Raw genomic sequence first — 17,459 nt, forward strand, 5'->3', positions numbered from 1 at the left:
TCCCCGAAATTAATAATATAAATTTATTTTGATCCGCCGGCCCTCCTGAAGCGGGAGGCCCCCACCGCTTGCCTTCATCAACAAGCTCCAAGTCATGCAGGTGATCCGCCTTGCCCGTGTGGGTTCCGCGGCCAATATTCGACCCGGTTTACCTGCCGGAAACAGCGCCTTGAGGGTAGGTCCCCCTTGTTATCGGTGAGCCATGTCACTACATTGAGTGAACGATATTCATTATTTGGGGCAGTGAGTACGGACGCCCTGGAACGTCTGACTCGTCATGGAGTGGCGACGGGGCAATTGCACAGAAGGAGCCGCGATGAAGCAGGTACAGCAAGGCGTGCGAAGCGCAGCGGAAGCGCCCGCGCAGATGAACAGGGTGCTCGGACTGCCTAACCTGGTGCTTTTCGGCATGGTGTACATGGTGCCGCTGACCATCTTCAGCACCTACGGCATTGTCACCGAAATTACCGGTGGCCGGCTTCCGGTAGCCTACGCGATCACCTTGGTCGCGATGCTTTTCACGGCACGATCGTACGGCTTGATGTCGCAGGCTTTCCCGGTAGGCGGATCTGCCTACGTTTACACCCAGCGCTCTTTCGGGTCGAATATCGGTTTCATGGCCGGCTGGGCGCTCCTGCTTGATTACCTCTTCCTGCCCATGATCAACTATCTGCTCTTGGGGATCTACCTCAACGAGTTCTTCCCGGTGATTCCGCCCTGGGCCTTCATGTTGGCTGGGATGGTGCTGGTGACAGTCCTTAATGTCATCGGCATTGTCTCTGTGGCCAGAACGAACATCGTGATTATCGGCTTCCAGTTCCTGTTCATCATCCTGTTCGTCGGCTTCTCCATTGCCTACCTCCGCGGGCAGGCCACCGTTGACCTCTTTGCCCCATTGCGCGGTTCCGGGGAGGCGGGCGGATTCGCTCCACTGGCCGCGGGCGCTGCGATCCTCTGCCTCTCCTTCCTCGGCTTCGACTCGATCACGACATTCGCCGAGGAAGCCCGCAATCCCAAGCGCGATTTGCCCCGCGCCATCTTGCTGACGACTTTGATCTGCGGCTTCCTATTCGTGGCCCTGGCCTACGTCTCGCATCTGGTTTACCCGAGCCATGAATTCGCGAACGCGGATTCGGCCTCCATTGATGTGGTCTTCACAGCGGGCGGCCAATTCCTCTCTATCTTCTTCACCGCTGGATTCATCTGCGGCGCAATGGGATCGGCGCTTGTCTCGCAGGCATCGGTGTCGCGAATCCTCTACAGCATGGGACGCGACGGCGTGCTTCCCCGACGGGTCTTCGGGTACCTGCACCCCCGTTTCAAGACCCCGACGTTCGTAATCATCATCGTTTCACTGATTTCGCTGACCGCCCTGTTCGCGAGCCTGGAAATCGTCTCCGCGATGATCAGCTTCGGCGCCCTTGTCGCCTTCTCTGCAGTGAACCTCGCCGTAATCAAGTACTTCTTCTTGGCCCACCGCCAGCGCGGAATGGGGGCTACGATCAACTACTTGGTGCTGCCGTTGATTGGCCTGGCCCTGACAATTTGGCTATGGACAAGCCTCAGCGGTCTCTCGCTGGTGATCGGTTTGGCCTGGATCGGGCTGGGCCTGGTGTATCTCGCCTACGTGACTGGCGGATTCAAGCGCAAAGCACCGATGCTGGATCTTGCCGAATAGTACCGCTGCTGTGAAAAACCCGTTCACCGTTCATTAGCATCCGGGGGATAGCGGTATGCGGCCCCAGGGCATCCTCGGTGAATCAGTGTGCATCCTCGTCACCGCCAAGGGCGGCGTTCGGGCCACGATGGGCAGGCCGGCAGGCGGGCTGCGAGTAGTGCTGGCGATTCATCCGGCGACCGCAACACCGCTACGCTTCTGCCGCGCTTTCGCTGAATTCGCGACTAGATCCAGCGGGATATCCCTGGCATCGAAAAGCGCACGGGCGGAAACTCGGATTGGGCGAGCACATCCCCTCAAGGGTCCTGCTGGAAGCGCGCAGTGCTATCCGGGATCCCATCCTCGCCGCCGGCGCCAGCGATGGGCTGGCTGGCAAGCCTCAACGGCTGAGCCAACCGTTTGGCTACAGGTCGACCGCGTTGGCCAGCACCGGCAGCTGCTTGCGAGCGGCCTCGACCTGGCTGAGATCCAGATCGACTACCAGCAGCTCGGGTTCCGCACCGGCCCGGGCAATAATGCGTCCTAGCGGATCAACCACCACCGAGTGCCCGACGCCCAAAGGCGCGGTACCGGTGATCTTGCGTCCAATGCTTTCAGGATCAGCCTGGTCCACTGCCACCACGAACGTCGTCGCGTCCAAGGCGCGGGCCTGCGCAAGGGTGGTCCACTGCTCGGCCTTGCCCTCGCCCTGGCCCCACGAAGCGCTGACGATGTTGACCGCTGCACCAGCCTTCGCATGGCGGGTGAACAAGCGCGGGAACCGCAAGTCGTAGCAGGTGGCCAAGCCGATCGTCGTTCCTTCGTGCTCGAACTGCACCGGAGAAGTTCCGGGCGTCACCGAGTCCGACTCGGCATAGCCGAAGGCATCGTAGAGGTGGATCTTGTCATAGTGGGTATCTACGCCTTCACCGGCGACCAGCAAGGTGTTGCGTACCCGGCCGCCTTCCCCAGGGGTGAACATGCCCACGGCAATGGTGATGCCTATATCCCGTGCCTGCTGGCGGATCAGTGTAGCCCAGGGCCCATCCAGGGGTTGCGCGTACTTGGCGAGATCGTGGCCGAAGGAAACCTGCATGGCCTCGGGGAAGACCACCAGCGTGGCGCCGGCTTCCTTTGCCCGGCGCGCATGATCGCGCACTGTTACCAGATTGCGCTGCGGATCAGCGGTGCTCAGAACCTGCGCCAAAGCGATTCTCATGGGATAGTCCTTTCCTGCTGCCAGCTGCTGGCTATGCGCTACCTTCACGACTCTACGCAGTAGCGATCAGCGAAGCTACATCCGGGCCATCTGCACCTCTTCACGGCCCTTGGACACCGACATCACGTCCTTTTGGCGCTCACCGTCCACCTGGGCAGCCAAGGCATCCAGCTGCGACATTGATTCCAGGGACAAGCGGACATCCAGCGCCCCCAGATTATCCTCGAAGTGCGTGCTGAAGCGGGTCCCCGGAATCGGGGAGACGGCCACATTGAATGCGCGTGCTTTTTCATAAACCCACGCCAGTGACACCTGGGCGGTTGAAACACCTTCGCGCTGGGCCACCTCCGCGATGACTTGCCGCAATGGATGGTTGTGCTGCATGCGGGCCGCTTCGAAGCGCGGGAAGTTATGGCGGATGTCGTTGGCTTCAAGCTGCTGCAGGGAATCAACTTCCCCGGTGAAGTACCCGCGACCCAGCGACGCGTAGGTCACCAGGCCCACGCCGAGTTCACTGGCGGCTGGCAAGAGCCATCTTTCGATGTCCCGGCTGAAAATCGAGTACTCCATCTGGATCGCGGAAATTGGATGCACCTTGTGGGCTCGGCGCAGCTCCTCGGAAGTCACTTCGGACAAGCCGATGTGCCGGGCCTTCCCTGCTTCGACTAGCTCCTTGTAGGCTCCGACAGTCTCCTCGATTGGCACCCGGGAATCCACCCGGTGGTAGTAGTACAGGTCAACGTGGTCTACGCCCAGCCGCTGCAGGCTCGCATCCATGCATTTCTTGATGAAGTCCGGGTCGCCATTAGCGCGTGGGTCTCCCGGATTCTTCGGACGCACGATGCCCGCCTTGGTTGCCAGGGTGACTTCGCCGCGACGGGTTTTGAGCACCTGCGAGAGCAGGGTTTCGTTGTGCCCTTCGCCGTAGATGTTTGCGGTATCCAGGAACGTGACGCCGCGATCAAGAACATGGTTCAAGGTGCGCAGGGATTCGGCATCGTCGGCCGATCCGTAGGGCCCGCTCAGGGACATGCAACCAAAACCCTGCGAGGTGGCTTCCAACCCCTGGCCGAGGTCGATGCTGTTTGCGATCTGCTGTGCCATGGTGGTCCTTCGAGTAGTCAGTTTCTCTCTTCTTGAGCCTAGCGAAGCAGGATTCAGCGGTCATCATGTTCCGTGATTTATTGAGTTCCGTGAACCGCGAGCGAAACGACACACCGTAGCTAAAGTGGCAATGACCAGCATCAAGAGACTGTGTCTCACTTCTGCCCTTGAATCTCAGAGTAAAATTCTTGCCATGGGAAGCGTGGTTCGCGATCGAGTGCGCGAAAAGATGAAAGTCGAGTTGGCGGAACAGGTTTATGCCGTGTTCGCCGAACGCGGCCTGGAGAACGTCACCGCCCAGCAGGCAGCCCAGGCAATCGGAATATCCCGTGCCACGTTCTTCCGGTACTTCTCGTCAAAAGAGGACGCGGTAGTTACTGCGTTGCGTTCCATGACCGCGCACTTCTCCGACATGGCCAGCTCCATGTCTTCGCATCCGGGCGAGAGCTTGCTGGAGCTTTTGCGCCGCAGCTTTGAATCGGCAGTAGTATTCGCTGAGCAGGATCCGGTGGCGATGCAGGGCCGCATTGAGCTGGTCAGGAGCACCCCTGCGCTCCGGGCCAGCTGGCAGGAATCCCGGCGAGAGCAGCAGGTAGCGCTGGCCCAGGCGCTGTCGCCGTTCTGCGCGAACCAGCGGCTGGCTGAAACCGCCGCGTTGCTGGGTCTGGCCCTTTACGACCATGCACTGATCCGTTGGGTTGGGACGGCGGGCAGTACACTTCGCGAGATCCTCGACGAAGCCTTCGACTTCGCCGCCATGATCGATGACAACTGGGCGGAGAAGCGCTAGCAACCGCTACAGGCTACGGCAAGCGAAGCACCTTGATCGCCTCGGCCAAGTACGGTTCCGGGCTGGGGTCAGCAGATTGCGCCCAGCTGATCCATGCTGCAAAAGTCACCGTGCCGAATGCCAGCGCCAGATAGGGCGCCGCCTGCGCGCTGACCCCGCCTTCCGAGAAATGCCGCAGCACCCGCTCGTTGTCCTTGCCCATCCGCATCGACGCCTGGGCCAGGAGCTCGGGCTGGTCCGCGATAAGCCGCAAGCGTCCTCGCGTGACCTCCGGATCCGGCAGCGAATCGAAAGCTGCCACCGCAGCAGCGTGCATGGCACCCACCAGGTCGTGGCCCTCCTGCTTCGCCGAGGCGAAGGCGCCGTCTGAAATGGCCGAAGCTTCCAGCAGGCCGCCCCACACCAAATCCGCCTTGGAAGCGAAATAGCGGTAGAGGCTCTTGCGTCCGATTCCCGCTTCTTCGGCAATTTGCGCCATCGAGACTTCGCCATAGCCATGCTTGGCGAAGAGCGCCAGGGCGGTGCGGGCCACGGAGTCGGGATCAATGGACTGCGGGCGCCCAGGCAGGTGCGTGGCAACGGAATCTCGGGTGTCAGGCATATCCCAATTATGGCCCATTGAGTTAAGACACAGTGTGTCATAACATGAAACTACCAATTCATCGGCAACCAGAAGGAACGGTTATGGGCATGGAAAACGCATGGCAGGAAAAGGTCACCGCAGAACGTTTTGCCGGCAAGACAGTGGTGGTCACTGGCGCCGGTTCGGGCATCGGCAAGGCCACCGCGCTGCGCGTGGCCAAGGAAGGCGGCAAGGTGATCGCCGCGGACATCAGCCGCGAACGGCTCGATGAGCTTGTTGCCGAGAACCCGGATCTGGACGTTGCCGTTGTGGCCGGCGACATCACCGACCAAGCGGTAGTGGACCAGGTAGTGGCAGCTGGCGAGGGGCGGATCGATGCGCTGGCCAACGTCGCCGGCATTATGGACAAGTTCGAGCCGATCCACGAGATCGAGGACTCGACCTGGGAACGGGTCATGAATGTGAACGTCAATTCCGTTCTGAAGCTGACCCGTTCGGTGGTCCCGCTGATGCTCGAGGCCGGCCAGGGCAACGTGGTCAATGTGGCTTCGGAAGCTGGCCTGCGCGGCTCGGCCGCCGGCGTCGCATACACGGCCTCGAAGCACGCGGTCATCGGCATGACCAAGAACTCGGCTGTCATGTACGGCAAGAAGGGGCTGCGTTTCAACGCAGTGGCTCCGGGTGCGGTGCAGACCAATATCGAGGCTCCAATGGCCTCCGAATTTGCCCAGCAGGTAATCCCTCCGCTGATGGGCATCATTCCGGGCATGGCTACCGCAAGCCAGCTCGCCGCCTCGATCACCTTCCTGCTCAGCGAGGACAGCACCAACATCAACGGCGTGGTCCTGGCTTCAGATATCGGCTGGAGCGCCATCTAGCAAGGCCTGCCTGGAGACGAGTTTCCCTGCCAGCAGGTGGAACGGCCATCGGCCGGGGTGCACTGGAAAGCTCCAGTGCACCCCGGCCGATTAGCTCTCAAGGTCCCCGCAGTTTTCCGTGCGGCAACCGCCTGACTCAGCTGCGCGCTTCTGCGCGTTCCTCATCGGGGTAGCTTTTTTGCGTGGCCGCAGCTGCTTCGGCTTCGGTTGCCGGGCTCATATCGAACTTGAGCAGGGCCTCCGGGGTGGGGCCACCGCCGAACTTCGGTGAAGGCTGGCCGCCGTTGGCTACGCGTTCGGCCTCCATGGCTTCCCATTCCTCATCGCGTCCGAGCATGCGGGCCGAGTCCTCATTGGTGATTTCCCCGGCGAAGGCGCGCTTCATTGCCTCGCGGTCGAACTGCCCTTCCCATTTGGCGACCACGAAGGTGGCCACGCAGTTGCCCAGCAGGTTCACGGCAACGCGCATCGAATCCATGATGCGGTCCGCGCCCAGCAACAGGGCCACGCCGGCCACCGGGAAGATGCCCAGGGCGGCTGCCGTCGCCGATAGGGCCAAGAACGAGGATCCAGGGACGCCGGCCATGCCCTTGGAAGTCAGCAGCAGGATGCCCAGGGCGGCAAGCTGCTGGCCAAAGCTGAGATTGTGGCCGAACGCCTGGGCCAGGAACAGCAGCGAGATGGACAAGTAGATGGCCGCACCGTCGAGGTTGAAGGAATATCCGGTCGGGACCACCAAGCCGGTGGTGGCGCGGGAGCATCCGGCGTTGGTCAGCTTGGTCATGATGCGAGGCATCACCGACTCGGTTGATGCGGTGCCCAGGGCCAGCAGGAATTCCTCGCGGGTGTACTTGATGAATTGCCACAGCGGAACCCGGGCAAATCCCCAGGCGATCAGGAAGAGGATGCCGATGAACAGCAGGGCCGCGGCGTAGCAGGCGAGAATCAATTTCGCATAGGTGCCCAGTGTCTCGATGCCGTATTGGCCGATGATGAAGCCCATGGCGCCGAAGGCACCCAGGGGTGCGACCCGCATGACCCAGCTCATGACCTTGAAGATCAGCTCCAGGACGTTCTCGAACACCGCGAGCAGTGGTGCGCAGCGTTCCTGGCCGACCACCACGATGGCTGCGCCGAAGAAGACCGAGAAGAACAACACCTGCAGCAAATTATTATCCGCGAAGGCGCCGATGACGCTGACCGGGATGATTCCCAGGATGAAGTCGGCGGCCCCCTTGGCCTCTCCGGATTTCTCTTCGATGGCCCCGGCGTCGAGGGATGACGGGTCGATGTTCAACCCGGCGCCTGGCTGGAAGAGGTTGGCAATGATCAGGCCGAAGACCAGGGCGAAGAGTGTGGCGCAGGTGAAGTAGACCAATGCCTTGACGCCAACGCGTCCCACTGCCTTGACATCGCCCACCGCCGCAATGCCGGTGACAATCACCAGGAAGATCAGCGGGGCGATGATCATCTTGATCAGCATGATGAATCCGTCGCCCAGCGGGCGCAACTCGGATCCGACCTTCGGCAGGAAGTGGCCGATCAAGACGCCGGCGACGATTGCGACGCCAAGCTGGAAGAACAGGGAAGTGTAGAAAGGTTTCTTGGGGGTTGGCTCAGCGACCCGGAAGTCGTCTGCGGATTTGATTTTCATGGCTGCTCCTGAGGATGGACTCGCTCCGAGGTATGTGCCCGTGGCTTGGATGGTGTCAACTGTAAGGCACGTCACAATATTCCGCAATGAAAAAAGATAATTTCGTTATGCGGAATGGATTCCTTCTGGATTATGGAATTAATCCGTGTTTGATAGGCATTTATCTAGCTCCGAGTACCGCTGTGCCGATGGCGGCAGCGTTGGGCGTGTCACGCGCCATCGGGGGCTCGTGCTGTGCCGCGCGGGGCCGGCGAGGAATGAACCCGGGGGTACCGCTGTTCTTGATGCAGGGATCCCGGTTATTGCGCGTCGGGCAATCGGGCTGTGTCGCCCGGGCTGGCCGCCGTAAGCTGACCCTCCCTGGAAGTCGCGGATGGCTTACTGGGATCATGGACAAAGGTGGAACCCACCGATTACTTCCAGCAGGATTGAGAGCACTCACTTATGAGCATGGAAAGCGCCGCCTGGCATTCGCTATGGAAGCTGTCAGGAGACAAGGGCAAGGCCTACGCTCCAACCACGCCTAAGCGAGTGCTGAAGTTCGCAGCCAGCTACAAGTCCCGGCTGCTGGTCTTCGTCGTCTTCTCCATCTTCGCCGCCGTCCTGGCCGTGATCACCCCGGTGCTCGCCGGACGGGTGGTCGACGAAGTCGTCGCGCAATCCGGGGTGCGGACGATCATCAACTTGGCTCTGGTCATGGCGGGGATCGCGATCCTGGATGCGGTGGTGTCCGTAGTGGTCCGCTGGTTCTCCTCGCGCTTGGGCGAGGGCATCATCTATGACCTGCGCACCGCGGTCTTCGACCATGTGCAGAAAATGCCGGTGGCATTCTTCTCGCGCACCAGGACCGGTGCGCTGGTCAGCCGCTTGAACAACGATGTCATCGGCGCGCAATCCGCCTTCGCCGGAACCCTTTCCGGGCTGGTCTCCAATACCGTGGCGCTGGTGCTCACCGCTGCGGTCATGTTCACCACCTCGTGGCAGGTCACGCTGATCGCTTTGGTGCTGCTGCCGATTTTCCTCTTGCCCGCCCGCCATTTCGGCAGGTCCGTGGCCCTGCTGCGCCGTGAATCCGCGGACCTGAACGCGACCATGGGCAACCAGATGACCGAGCGCTTCTCCGCCCCCGGCGCCACCTTGATCAAGCTTTTCGGCCGTCCCAAGGACGAGTCCGAGCAGTTCGCGCTGCGTGCCGGCAAGGTGCGGGATATCGGCGTCAAGATGGCCATGCGCCAGTTCTACTTCGTCGCCGCGCTGACCCTGGTTGCTGCCCTGGCACTCGCCCTGGTCTACGGTCTGGGCGGCATGTACGCGGTACGTGGCGATCTGGCCGCCGGCGACGTGGTGGTCCTGGGCATGCTGCTCACCCGCCTCTACACGCCGCTGACCGCACTGGCCAACGCGCGCGTGGAAATCACCAGCGCGCTGGTCAGCTTCGACCGCGTCTTCGAGGTGCTGGACTTGGAGCCGCTGATTGCCGATGCCCCGAACGCCCGCCGACTTGAGGCCGGGGCGGTGCCGGTGAGATTCAACCACGTGAGCTTCTCCTACCCGAGCGCCGACAAGGTCTCGCTGGCTTCGCTGGAAGAAGTAGCCATCCTGGACACCCGCGGCGGCGAAGAGGTCCTGCACGATATCGACTTCGAGATCCCCGCGGGCCAAACCTACGCGCTGGTGGGCTCCTCGGGTGCGGGCAAGTCCACCATCGCCTCGCTGCTGGCGCGCCTGTACGACGTGGATTCGGGCAGTGTTGAACTGGCCGGCGAGGATATCCGCCAGCTTGAGCTCGATTCGCTGCGTTCGACGGTGTCCATGGTGACCCAGGACGGGCACCTCTTCCACGAGAGCATCCGCTCCAACCTGACGCTGGCCCGGCCCGAAGCGACCGAAGAGCAGATCTGGGAGGCGCTGGAGCGTGCCCGGCTGAAGCCGGTGATCGCTTCCTTGCCCGATGGCCTGGATACCGTGGTGGGCGAGCGGGGCTACCGGCTTTCCGGTGGCGAACGCCAGCGCATGACCATTGCCCGTCTGCTGCTCGCAGCACCCCAGGTAGTCATCCTGGATGAGGCGACGGCGGCCCTGGACTCGTCGAATGAAGCGGCGGTGCAGGCGGCGCTGGGCGAGGCGCTGGCAGACCGCACGGCGCTGATCATTGCCCACCGCCTGTCGACCATCCGCTCGGCGGACCAGATCCTGGTCGTGGAGGGCGGGCGCATCGTCGAGCGCGGAACCCACAGCGAGCTGCTGGCCTTCGGCGGGCGCTATAGCGAGCTGCACGAAACCCAGTTCGCGCAGTAGCACGTCTGGCCCTGAGCGCCAGGCCTTGGCCGGCGCGGCCGGTCCCGGAACCGTCGAAAGCTAAGCGCTGGCGACCAGTTCGCCTGCCTTCTGCGCGGCATGGGTGGCGATGATGGTGCCGAAGACCAGTCCCTGCCCAATGGTGGCTCCGGCACCTGGGTAGACATTGCCGAAGATGTTCGCGGCGGTATTGCCCTGGGCATAGAGTTCCTGGATGACCTCGCCGGATGTGTCCAGTGCGCGGCCATGGGCATCGGTCATCACGCCGCCGCAGGTACCCAGGTCCGAGAGCACGATCTTCACCGCGTAGTAGGTCTTGCCTTCCAGCGCGCGCAGGTTCGGATTCGGGTTCTGGGTCGGATCGCCGTAGTAGCGGTCGTAGGCGGACTCGCCGCGGCGGAACTGGTCGTCGATGCCGGTTCCGGCGCCCTCGTTGAACGCCTCCAGGGTCTGTTCCAGAACCCGCGGGGGGACAGAGATCTTGCCCGCGAGGGCGCTGATTGACGACGACTTGTGGGCCACCCCGGCCTTGTACCAGGACTCGGGAAGGGCCATGCGCGGGTAGCACTGTCCGGCGAAGATGTAGCTGTCGCGGTAGGCCTGGTCGAAGATGAGCCACATCGATCCAACCGGGTCGCCGTCCGCCTCGCGGCGCAGGATCTCCTGGCCGAAGCTCATGTAGTCGGTGGACTCGTTGATGAAGCGGCGTCCGGACTGGTCCACCATGAACGATCCGGGCAGCGAACGCTCGGCGAGCAGGATCTTGGGCGAGGATCCGGGCTTGAGCGGGGCAACGGCTGGGAACCACCAGGACTGCTGCATGCTCGCCAGCTGGGCGTTGTGCTGCTGCGCCAACGCAATGGCGTCGCCGTGGTTGCCCTTGGCGCCCAGGCTCAGGTCCTCGACCAGCGACGGGCTCTGGTGCTGCTGGCGCATCGCCATATTATGGTCGTAGCCGCCGGCAGCCAGCACCACGCCGTACTTGGCGCGCACGCTCACCCGTTCCCCGCCCTGTTCCAGGACCGCTCCGGTGACCGCCGAATCGCTGAATTCGAGATCGACCAGCTTCGCTTCGGTCCAGATGGGAATGCCTGCATCCAGCGCCCCGGCGTACATGCCGCCGGCGATGGCCTGGCCTCCGGCGCTGTAGTTACGGCCGATCAACAGCCCTCCGGCACCCTGGATGAGGCGCTTGACGATGCGCGGGAAGGCCTTGTGCGGGGCCTTGGCAATGAGGTTCATCCACTTGTAGTCCGCACCGGTCACTGGCATCGGCATGGGGGCGGACATGGTGGCTGGCTGGAAGCGGATCAGCTGGTCGCCAAGCTTGTTCAAGTCGAAGGGGCGCGACTCGACCGATCGGCCCGCAGCGCTGCCGCCTGGCAATTCGGGATGGTAGTCGGAGTAGCCCTTGGACCAGAAGAAGCTCAGCCGGGTCATGCGCTCGAGCATCTTGACGGTCTCGTCGCCGGATTCTATGAAGGCCTTCCAGCGCTCGGCCGGGCCGGATCCTTCCACGACGGATGCGATGTACTTTTCGCCGCGCTCCAGGGAATCGACGGCGCCGTCCCGCTTGAGCACCGTATTGGCAGGAATCCAGAAGGCTCCGCCCGAGCGGGCGGTAGAGCCTCCCACGTACTGGGTTTTTTCGGCCACGGCAACGTTGAGGCCGAGTTCCTTGGCAGCCAGCGCGGTGGCCAGCCCGGTGCCGGATCCGATGACCAGCAGGTCGACTTCATGCTGATCGATAGTGACGGGTGCAAGAACGGTTTTCGATGCCATGTCGGACTCCTCTGCGCGGTGCCGGGCTTCAGCCCTTTCGTCAGCCCACGCTAGCCGAGCCGCTGGTGGTGCGGGGGCCCAGTCCCGCTGGGAGGGACACCTTGCATCCACGGTGCGCCGGCCTGTCCGACCGGGCAGGAAGATCCGGCGCGGCTAGTCCGCCGCTGCCACCAGCTGGCGTCCCAGTTCGCGGGCCGCCTCCAGCAATACCGGCACCGCGCTGTCGATGAAGGCCTCGTCAACGCGGGTCACCGGCCCGGAAACCGAGATGGCCATCGGCGTTGGCGCGCCCGGTACTGGCACGGCGATGCAGCGAACCCCTAGTTCCTGCTCTTCCTCGTCGATGGCGTAGCCGCGTTCGCGGGTGGCCTCGACATCGGTGAACAGCTTGCCCAGGGTGGTGATGGTGTTCGCGGTCTTCGGGGGCATGCCCGCCTGCGAGACCAAACGCTGCACGCGCTCGTCATCCAGCACCGAAAGCACGGCCTTGCCGACCCCGGAATTGTGCAGCATGGCGCGGCGTCCGACTTCGGTGATCATGCGCATCGAGTGGGCTGACTGCACCTGGGCGATGTAGGTGACCATGTCGCCGTCGAGCACCGCGATATTCGCCGATTCGCCCAGCTTCGCGACCAGGTCCTTCAGCGCAGGGGAGGCCAAGGCGCCCAGCTGGCGGTTGGCTACCTCGCCCAGCCGGATCAGCCGCGGACCCAGTGAATAGCGGCGGTTGGGCAGCTGGCGCACGTAACCCACGCCGACCAGGGTGCGCAGCAGGCGGTGGATGGTGGGCAATGGCAGGGGAGTATCGGCGGCAAGCTCGCTGAGCGCCGCTTCGCCGCCGGCACGGGCGATGACTTCCAGGAGCTCGAAAGCACGTTCGACGGACTGGACGCCGCCGGTGGTGGACTTGCTGGAAGTCTGCGTCATCTTTGCTCCTAATAAAGGCACTGGTTTCGGAAGAGGGCTGCGCATTACTTCTACGATGCGAAATCCTAGTCCCAAGAATAGCGCAGAATCAGGCTTTTCTTCCACGATCCGATATTAACTCGGCAAAAAATCGTGCTGGGCGCCACAAAACACTCTTGCATTTTCATTTTGAGGATAATAGTATCCACTATACGGAAACTTTTACAGGAGGATCAGATGGCAGCACCAAGCCCGGGATATTCACTCACGCTTCGCGTCCAGACACCTGCGTCGATTACCGCGACCAGCGAGCTGGCCGGCGCGGTCGGTTCGGCCGGCGCGCACATCACGGCCCTGGATGTCACCGAGTCCAACCACACCCACATGGTGGTGGACGTTTCCTGCAACACCACCGACGTGGCCCACGGCGAGACCGTGCGCGCGACGCTCGATAGCCTCGATGGCGTGAGCGTGCGCAACGTCTCGGACCGCACCTTCCTGATGCACCTTGGCGGCAAGCTCTCGGTGACCCCCAAGGTCGCCCTGCGCAACCGCGATGACCTCTCCCGCGCCTACACCCCGGGTGTCGCCCGCGTCTGCATGGCCATCGCCGAGAACCCTGCCGATGCCCGCAACCTGACGGTCAAGCGCAACACCATCGCCGTGGTCACCGACGGCTCGGCCGTGCTGGGACTGGGCAATATCGGCCCGGCCGCAGCCCTGCCGGTCATGGAAGGCAAGGCGGCGCTGTTCAAGCAGTTCGCCGATGTCGATGCCTGGCCGGTCTGCCTGGACACCCAGGACACCGAGGAGATCATCATGATCGTCAAGGCGCTGGCACCGGTCTACGGCGGGGTGAACCTCGAAGACATCGCCGCCCCGCGCTGCTTCGAAATCGAGGCCCGGCTGCGCGAAGAGCTGGACATCCCGGTCTTCCACGACGACCAGCACGGCACCGCAATTGTCACCCTGGCCGCGCTGCTCAACGCGGTGAAGGTCGTGGACAAGAAGATCGAGGACCTGCGCATCGTGGTCTCCGGGGTCGGCGCGGCCGGCAACGCGATCATCCAGTTGCTCATGGCCCGCGGCGCGCAGAACATCATCGCCTGCGGACGCAATGGCGCGATCACCCGCAACGAAGCCTACGCCGATGCGCACCGCACCTGGCTGGCGGAAAACACCAATCCGCAGAACTTCACCGGCACCCTGAAAGAAGCCATCGCCGGCGCGGATGTCTTCATCGGCGTCTCGGCCCCGAACGTGCTGGACGAAGCCGATATCGCCGCCATGAACGAGCGCGCCATCGTCTTCGCCATGGCCAACCCGGATCCCGAGGTGGACCCGGAACTGGCCGGCCGCCACGCGGCGGTGGTCGCCACCGGGCGCAGCGACTTCCCCAACCAGATCAACAACGTCCTGGCATTCCCAGGTTTCTTCCGCGGGCTGCTGGATGCAGGCGTCACCGAGATCACCGACGCCATGCTCCTGGCCGCCGCGGACGCCATTGCCGCGCGGGTCAGCGAATCAGAGCTGAACCCCGGATTCATCATCCCGTCGGTATTCGACCCACAGGTCGCCTCCGATGTGGCCATGGCAGTGCAGGACGCAGCCGCCGCCAAGTAGGTGCTGCGCAGCAAGACCCTAGGGTGCATGTCAACGCACCCTTCATTGGAACAGAGCACAAGAGGTTAAGGAACAACCCATGAGTATTGAAATCACTAGCATCCCCGACGCCGCCGATGCCCAGCAGATCCTCTCGGGCGAAGCGCTGGCCTTCATCGAGAAGCTGCACCAGAAGTTCGCCGGCACCCGCGATCAGCTGCTGGCCGCACGCGGCGTGCGCCGCCAGCAGTTCTCCGATGCCAAGTCCATCGACTTCGATCCGCAGACCGAATCCGTGCGCACCGGCGACTGGAAGGTCGCCGAAGCCCCAGAGGCGTTGCGCGACCGCCGCGTGGAGATCACCGGCCCGGCCTCCCCGGCCAAGATGGCCATCAACGCGCTGAACTCCGGCGCCAAGGTCTGGCTGGCCGACCTGGAAGATGCTTCCACTCCGAGCTGGTTCAATGTCATCGATGCGATCTCCAATCTCTCGGCCGCCGCCCGGGGCACCTTGGCCTTCACCGATGCGAAAACCGGCAAGTCCTACGCGCTGCGCACCGACGCCCCGCGCGCGGTCGTGGTGGTCCGCCCCCGCGGCTGGCACCTGCCGGAGAACAATGTGCTCATCGACGGCAAGCCGGCGGTCGGTGCACTGGTCGACTTCGGCCTGCACTTCTTCCACAATGCCAAGGTGCTCGCCGAATCGGGACAGGGCCCGTTCTACTACCTGCCGAAGATGGAGCACTACCTGGAATCGCGCCTGTGGAACGAGGTCTTCACCTTCGCCCAGGCCGAGCTGGGCATCGCCCACGGCACCGTGCGCGCCACCATGCTCATCGAGACCATCCCGGCCGCCTTCCAGATGGAGGAATTCCTCTACGAATTGCGCGAGCACGCCTCTGGCCTGAATGCGGGCCGCTGGGACTACCTGTTCTCCATCATCAAGACCTTCCGCGAAGCCGGCGAAGCGTTCATCATGCCCGACCGCTCGGCCGTATCGATGACCGCGCCGATGATGCGCGCCTACACCGAGCTGCTGGTCAAGACCTGCCACAAGCGCGGGGCCTTCGCCATGGGCGGCATGGCCGCGTTCATCCCGAACCGCCGCGAACCAGAAGTTACCGCCGCCGCCTTCGACAAGGTCCGTGAGGACAAGTCCCGCGAGGCCAACGACGGATTCGACGGCTCCTGGGTCGCCCACCCGGACCTGGTTGAGCTGTGCAAGGAGATTTTCGACGCGAAGCTCGGCGAGAAGCCGAACCAGATCGACCGCCAGCGCCCGGAAGTCGAGGTCACCGCGGCCCAGCTGCTGGACGTGGCCAGCGCTCCTGGCGATGTCACCGAGGCCGGCGTGCGCGCCAACCTCTACGTGGCAGTGAACTACGTGGCCGTGTGGCTCTCGGGCAACGGCGCGGTCGCCATCCACAACCTGATGGAAGACGCCGCCACCGCGGAGATCTCGCGCTCGCAGATCTGGCAGCAGATCCGCAACCAGGTGGTCGCCGCCGACACCGGCAACACCATCACCGCCGAACTGGTTGCTGGCATTCTCGCCGAAGAGGTTGAACGCCTGCGCGCGGAGGTCGACAATGAAGAGCACTTCAACGCCTACTACCAGCCGGCAGCGGAACTGATCGCGAAACTGACCAGCGGCAAGGACGAGGATTTCGCGGACTTCCTCACCACCCCAGCCTACGAACTCTTGGAAAAGGAATACGTGACCAAGCCATGAGCAACACCTTCGATGAGTCCACGCTTGCCAGCGTAGAAGCAAAGCTGGCCGCCACCGACCGGCTGCTGGAAACCTCCTACCCGGGGGATACCGGAGCCCGCCAGCCGATCCATACCGTGTACGTCCCCGGGGACAAGTACACCGCGGACCTCCCAGAACGTTGGGGCCACAATGCAGTAGCCACTGCCGGAGGGCTGATTGGCCTATCCGCCTTGGCGGCCAAGCTCAAGCTGGCCGAACCAGAGCGCTTGGCGGAACTGGTTGGCGCGAAGCTGGCAAGCGAACCCATCGAAGATCTGCGCCTCGATTTCGAGGACGGCTACGGCAACCGCACGGATGCCGAGGAGGACGCCGCAGTGCTTGCCGCGGCCGACTCGGTATCCGCCGCGGTGGCCGCCGGCAAGGCCCCGGCCTGCATCGGCATCCGCTTCAAATGCTTTGAAGCACCCACCCGGGCACGCGGGATCCGCACGCTGGATTTGTTCATCACCCGGCTTGTGGCCAACGGTCCGCTGCCCGAGGGCTTGCGCCTGACCCTGCCCAAGGTGACCACCGTGGCCCAGGTCGAGTCCATGGTCTACCTGGCCGAGAAGCTGGAAGAAGCCCACGGGCTGGAAGCCGGACGCATCCGCTTCGAAGTGCAGGTGGAAACCCCGCAGGTCATCCTGGCCGCCAACGGAACCCATCCGGTGGCCCAGCTGATCGCCTCGGGCAAGGGCCGGGTATCCTCGCTGCACTACGGCACCTACGACTACTCCGCGTCGCTGGGCGTGGCCGCCGGATACCAGTCCATGGAGCACCCGGTAGCGGACTTCGCCAAGGACGTCATGCAGGTGGCCGTGGCCGGCACCGGGGTGGAACTGTCCGACGGCTCCACCAACATCATCCCGGCCGGCGACCCGGAGAACATTGCGGCCGCCTGGGAACTGCACGCCCGCCTGGTCTCCCGCCACCTGTCCCGCGGCATCTACCAGGGCTGGGACATGCACGAGAACCAGCTGGTCACCCGCTACCTGGCCACCTTCGCCTTCTTCCGCGAGGGCCTGCAGGCAGCCGGAACCCGGTTGCGCAACTACGTCCACCAGATCAACTCGGCCATCATGGACGAGCCGGCCACCGCACGGGCCCTGGCCCGCTACATCCACCGCGGGGTGGCCTGCGGTGCGGTGAGCGCCGACGAGGTCACCGAACTAGCCCAGATCACCCTGCCCGAACTCGAGGCGATCGCCTTGAACCGCTCCCACGCCTAAGGAC

Annotated in this window: 13 protein-coding genes; 7 read left to right on the forward strand and 6 right to left on the reverse strand. The window is 63.4% G+C overall.

The genetic code is table 11. The features are described 5' to 3' along the window. Positions 1 to 316: 316 nt before the first annotated feature. Positions 317 to 1,678: an APC family permease gene (locus ACIP6G_RS10065; protein ID WP_365945704.1), complete on the forward strand. Its 1,362-nt coding sequence runs from the start codon at positions 317 to 319 to the stop codon at positions 1,676 to 1,678. Positions 1,679 to 2,081: 403 nt separating this feature from the next. Here ACIP6G_RS10065 and ACIP6G_RS10070 read toward each other — a convergent pair whose 3' ends face one another. Then, complete coding sequence (locus tag ACIP6G_RS10070) at positions 2,082 to 2,876, reverse strand: carbon-nitrogen hydrolase family protein (protein ID WP_365945705.1); 795 nt, start codon at positions 2,874 to 2,876, stop codon at positions 2,082 to 2,084. 75 nt (positions 2,877 to 2,951) lie between these two features. Continuing rightward, positions 2,952 to 3,980: an aldo/keto reductase gene (locus ACIP6G_RS10075; RefSeq protein WP_365945706.1), complete on the reverse strand. Its 1,029-nt coding sequence runs from the start codon at positions 3,978 to 3,980 to the stop codon at positions 2,952 to 2,954. Positions 3,981 to 4,173: 193 nt separating this feature from the next. Between ACIP6G_RS10075 and ACIP6G_RS10080 the strand changes: the two genes are divergently transcribed. Further along, positions 4,174 to 4,770, forward strand: coding sequence for a TetR family transcriptional regulator (locus ACIP6G_RS10080; protein ID WP_400289788.1), 597 nt, complete (start codon positions 4,174 to 4,176; stop codon positions 4,768 to 4,770). Between the two features lie 13 nt (positions 4,771 to 4,783). On the opposite strand, the gene ACIP6G_RS10085 is transcribed toward ACIP6G_RS10080, so the two are convergent. Next, on the reverse strand, positions 4,784 to 5,371 hold the full coding sequence (locus tag ACIP6G_RS10085) for a TetR family transcriptional regulator (RefSeq protein ID WP_365945708.1): 588 nt from the start codon (positions 5,369 to 5,371) through the stop codon (positions 4,784 to 4,786). 89 nt (positions 5,372 to 5,460) lie between these two features. Here ACIP6G_RS10085 and ACIP6G_RS10090 point away from each other — a divergent pair, with 89 nt between their 5' ends. Then, a complete protein-coding gene (locus tag ACIP6G_RS10090; protein WP_400289790.1) occupies positions 5,461 to 6,231 on the forward strand; it encodes an SDR family NAD(P)-dependent oxidoreductase in 771 nt (256 codons plus the stop codon). A gap of 136 nt (positions 6,232 to 6,367) precedes the next feature. On the opposite strand, the gene ACIP6G_RS10095 is transcribed toward ACIP6G_RS10090, so the two are convergent. Next, positions 6,368 to 7,885, reverse strand: coding sequence for a cation:dicarboxylate symporter family transporter (locus ACIP6G_RS10095; protein ID WP_105656512.1), 1,518 nt, complete (start codon positions 7,883 to 7,885; stop codon positions 6,368 to 6,370). 444 nt (positions 7,886 to 8,329) lie between these two features. Between ACIP6G_RS10095 and ACIP6G_RS10100 the strand changes: the two genes are divergently transcribed. Continuing rightward, complete coding sequence (locus tag ACIP6G_RS10100) at positions 8,330 to 10,183, forward strand: ABC transporter ATP-binding protein (RefSeq protein WP_105656511.1); 1,854 nt, start codon at positions 8,330 to 8,332, stop codon at positions 10,181 to 10,183. A 60-nt stretch (positions 10,184 to 10,243) separates the two neighbouring features. Here ACIP6G_RS10100 and ACIP6G_RS10105 read toward each other — a convergent pair whose 3' ends face one another. Together ACIP6G_RS10105 and ACIP6G_RS10110 are read right to left on the reverse strand one after the other, a co-directional pair. After that, positions 10,244 to 11,965 (reverse strand): 3-ketosteroid-delta-1-dehydrogenase, encoded by a 1,722-nt coding sequence (locus ACIP6G_RS10105; protein ID WP_400289792.1) that lies wholly within the window; start codon positions 11,963 to 11,965, stop codon positions 10,244 to 10,246. 153 nt (positions 11,966 to 12,118) lie between these two features. After that, a complete protein-coding gene (locus ACIP6G_RS10110) occupies positions 12,119 to 12,892 on the reverse strand; it encodes an IclR family transcriptional regulator (protein ID WP_400289794.1) in 774 nt (257 codons plus the stop codon). Positions 12,893 to 13,108: 216 nt separating this feature from the next. Between ACIP6G_RS10110 and ACIP6G_RS10115 the strand changes: the two genes are divergently transcribed. From ACIP6G_RS10115 to ACIP6G_RS10125, 3 genes are all read left to right on the forward strand, one after another. Beyond that, the gene (locus ACIP6G_RS10115) at positions 13,109 to 14,494 is read left to right on the forward strand and encodes an NAD-dependent malic enzyme (RefSeq protein ID WP_400289796.1); all 1,386 of its coding nucleotides are present in this window, start codon (positions 13,109 to 13,111) and stop codon (positions 14,492 to 14,494) included. A 79-nt stretch (positions 14,495 to 14,573) separates the two neighbouring features. Continuing rightward, positions 14,574 to 16,205, forward strand: coding sequence for a malate synthase A (aceB, locus tag ACIP6G_RS10120; protein ID WP_400289798.1), 1,632 nt, complete (start codon positions 14,574 to 14,576; stop codon positions 16,203 to 16,205). Further along, complete coding sequence (locus ACIP6G_RS10125; protein WP_400289799.1) at positions 16,202 to 17,455, forward strand: DUF6986 family protein; 1,254 nt, start codon at positions 16,202 to 16,204, stop codon at positions 17,453 to 17,455. Before aceB ends, ACIP6G_RS10125 begins: the two co-directional genes overlap by 4 nt. Positions 17,456 to 17,459 lie beyond the last annotated feature (4 nt).

The sequence above is a fragment of the Glutamicibacter sp. NPDC088483 genome, from assembly GCF_044753145.1.
In the GTDB taxonomy this organism is placed as follows: domain Bacteria; phylum Actinomycetota; class Actinomycetes; order Actinomycetales; family Micrococcaceae; genus Glutamicibacter.

Coding starts and splice junctions, on each gene's coding strand:
- ACIP6G_RS10065 (WP_365945704.1), top strand. CDS start 317: ATGAAGCAGGTACAGCAAGGCGTGCGAAGCGCAGCGGAAGCGCCCGCG.
- ACIP6G_RS10070 (WP_365945705.1), bottom strand. CDS start 2,876: ATGAGAATCGCTTTGGCGCAGGTTCTGAGCACCGCTGATCCGCAGCGC.
- ACIP6G_RS10075 (WP_365945706.1), bottom strand. CDS start 3,980: ATGGCACAGCAGATCGCAAACAGCATCGACCTCGGCCAGGGGTTGGAA.
- ACIP6G_RS10080 (WP_400289788.1), top strand. CDS start 4,174: ATGGGAAGCGTGGTTCGCGATCGAGTGCGCGAAAAGATGAAAGTCGAG.
- ACIP6G_RS10085 (WP_365945708.1), bottom strand. CDS start 5,371: ATGCCTGACACCCGAGATTCCGTTGCCACGCACCTGCCTGGGCGCCCG.
- ACIP6G_RS10090 (WP_400289790.1), top strand. CDS start 5,461: ATGGAAAACGCATGGCAGGAAAAGGTCACCGCAGAACGTTTTGCCGGC.
- ACIP6G_RS10095 (WP_105656512.1), bottom strand. CDS start 7,885: ATGAAAATCAAATCCGCAGACGACTTCCGGGTCGCTGAGCCAACCCCC.
- ACIP6G_RS10100 (WP_105656511.1), top strand. CDS start 8,330: ATGAGCATGGAAAGCGCCGCCTGGCATTCGCTATGGAAGCTGTCAGGA.
- ACIP6G_RS10105 (WP_400289792.1), bottom strand. CDS start 11,965: ATGGCATCGAAAACCGTTCTTGCACCCGTCACTATCGATCAGCATGAA.
- ACIP6G_RS10110 (WP_400289794.1), bottom strand. CDS start 12,892: ATGACGCAGACTTCCAGCAAGTCCACCACCGGCGGCGTCCAGTCCGTC.
- ACIP6G_RS10115 (WP_400289796.1), top strand. CDS start 13,109: ATGGCAGCACCAAGCCCGGGATATTCACTCACGCTTCGCGTCCAGACA.
- aceB (WP_400289798.1), top strand. CDS start 14,574: ATGAGTATTGAAATCACTAGCATCCCCGACGCCGCCGATGCCCAGCAG.
- ACIP6G_RS10125 (WP_400289799.1), top strand. CDS start 16,202: ATGAGCAACACCTTCGATGAGTCCACGCTTGCCAGCGTAGAAGCAAAG.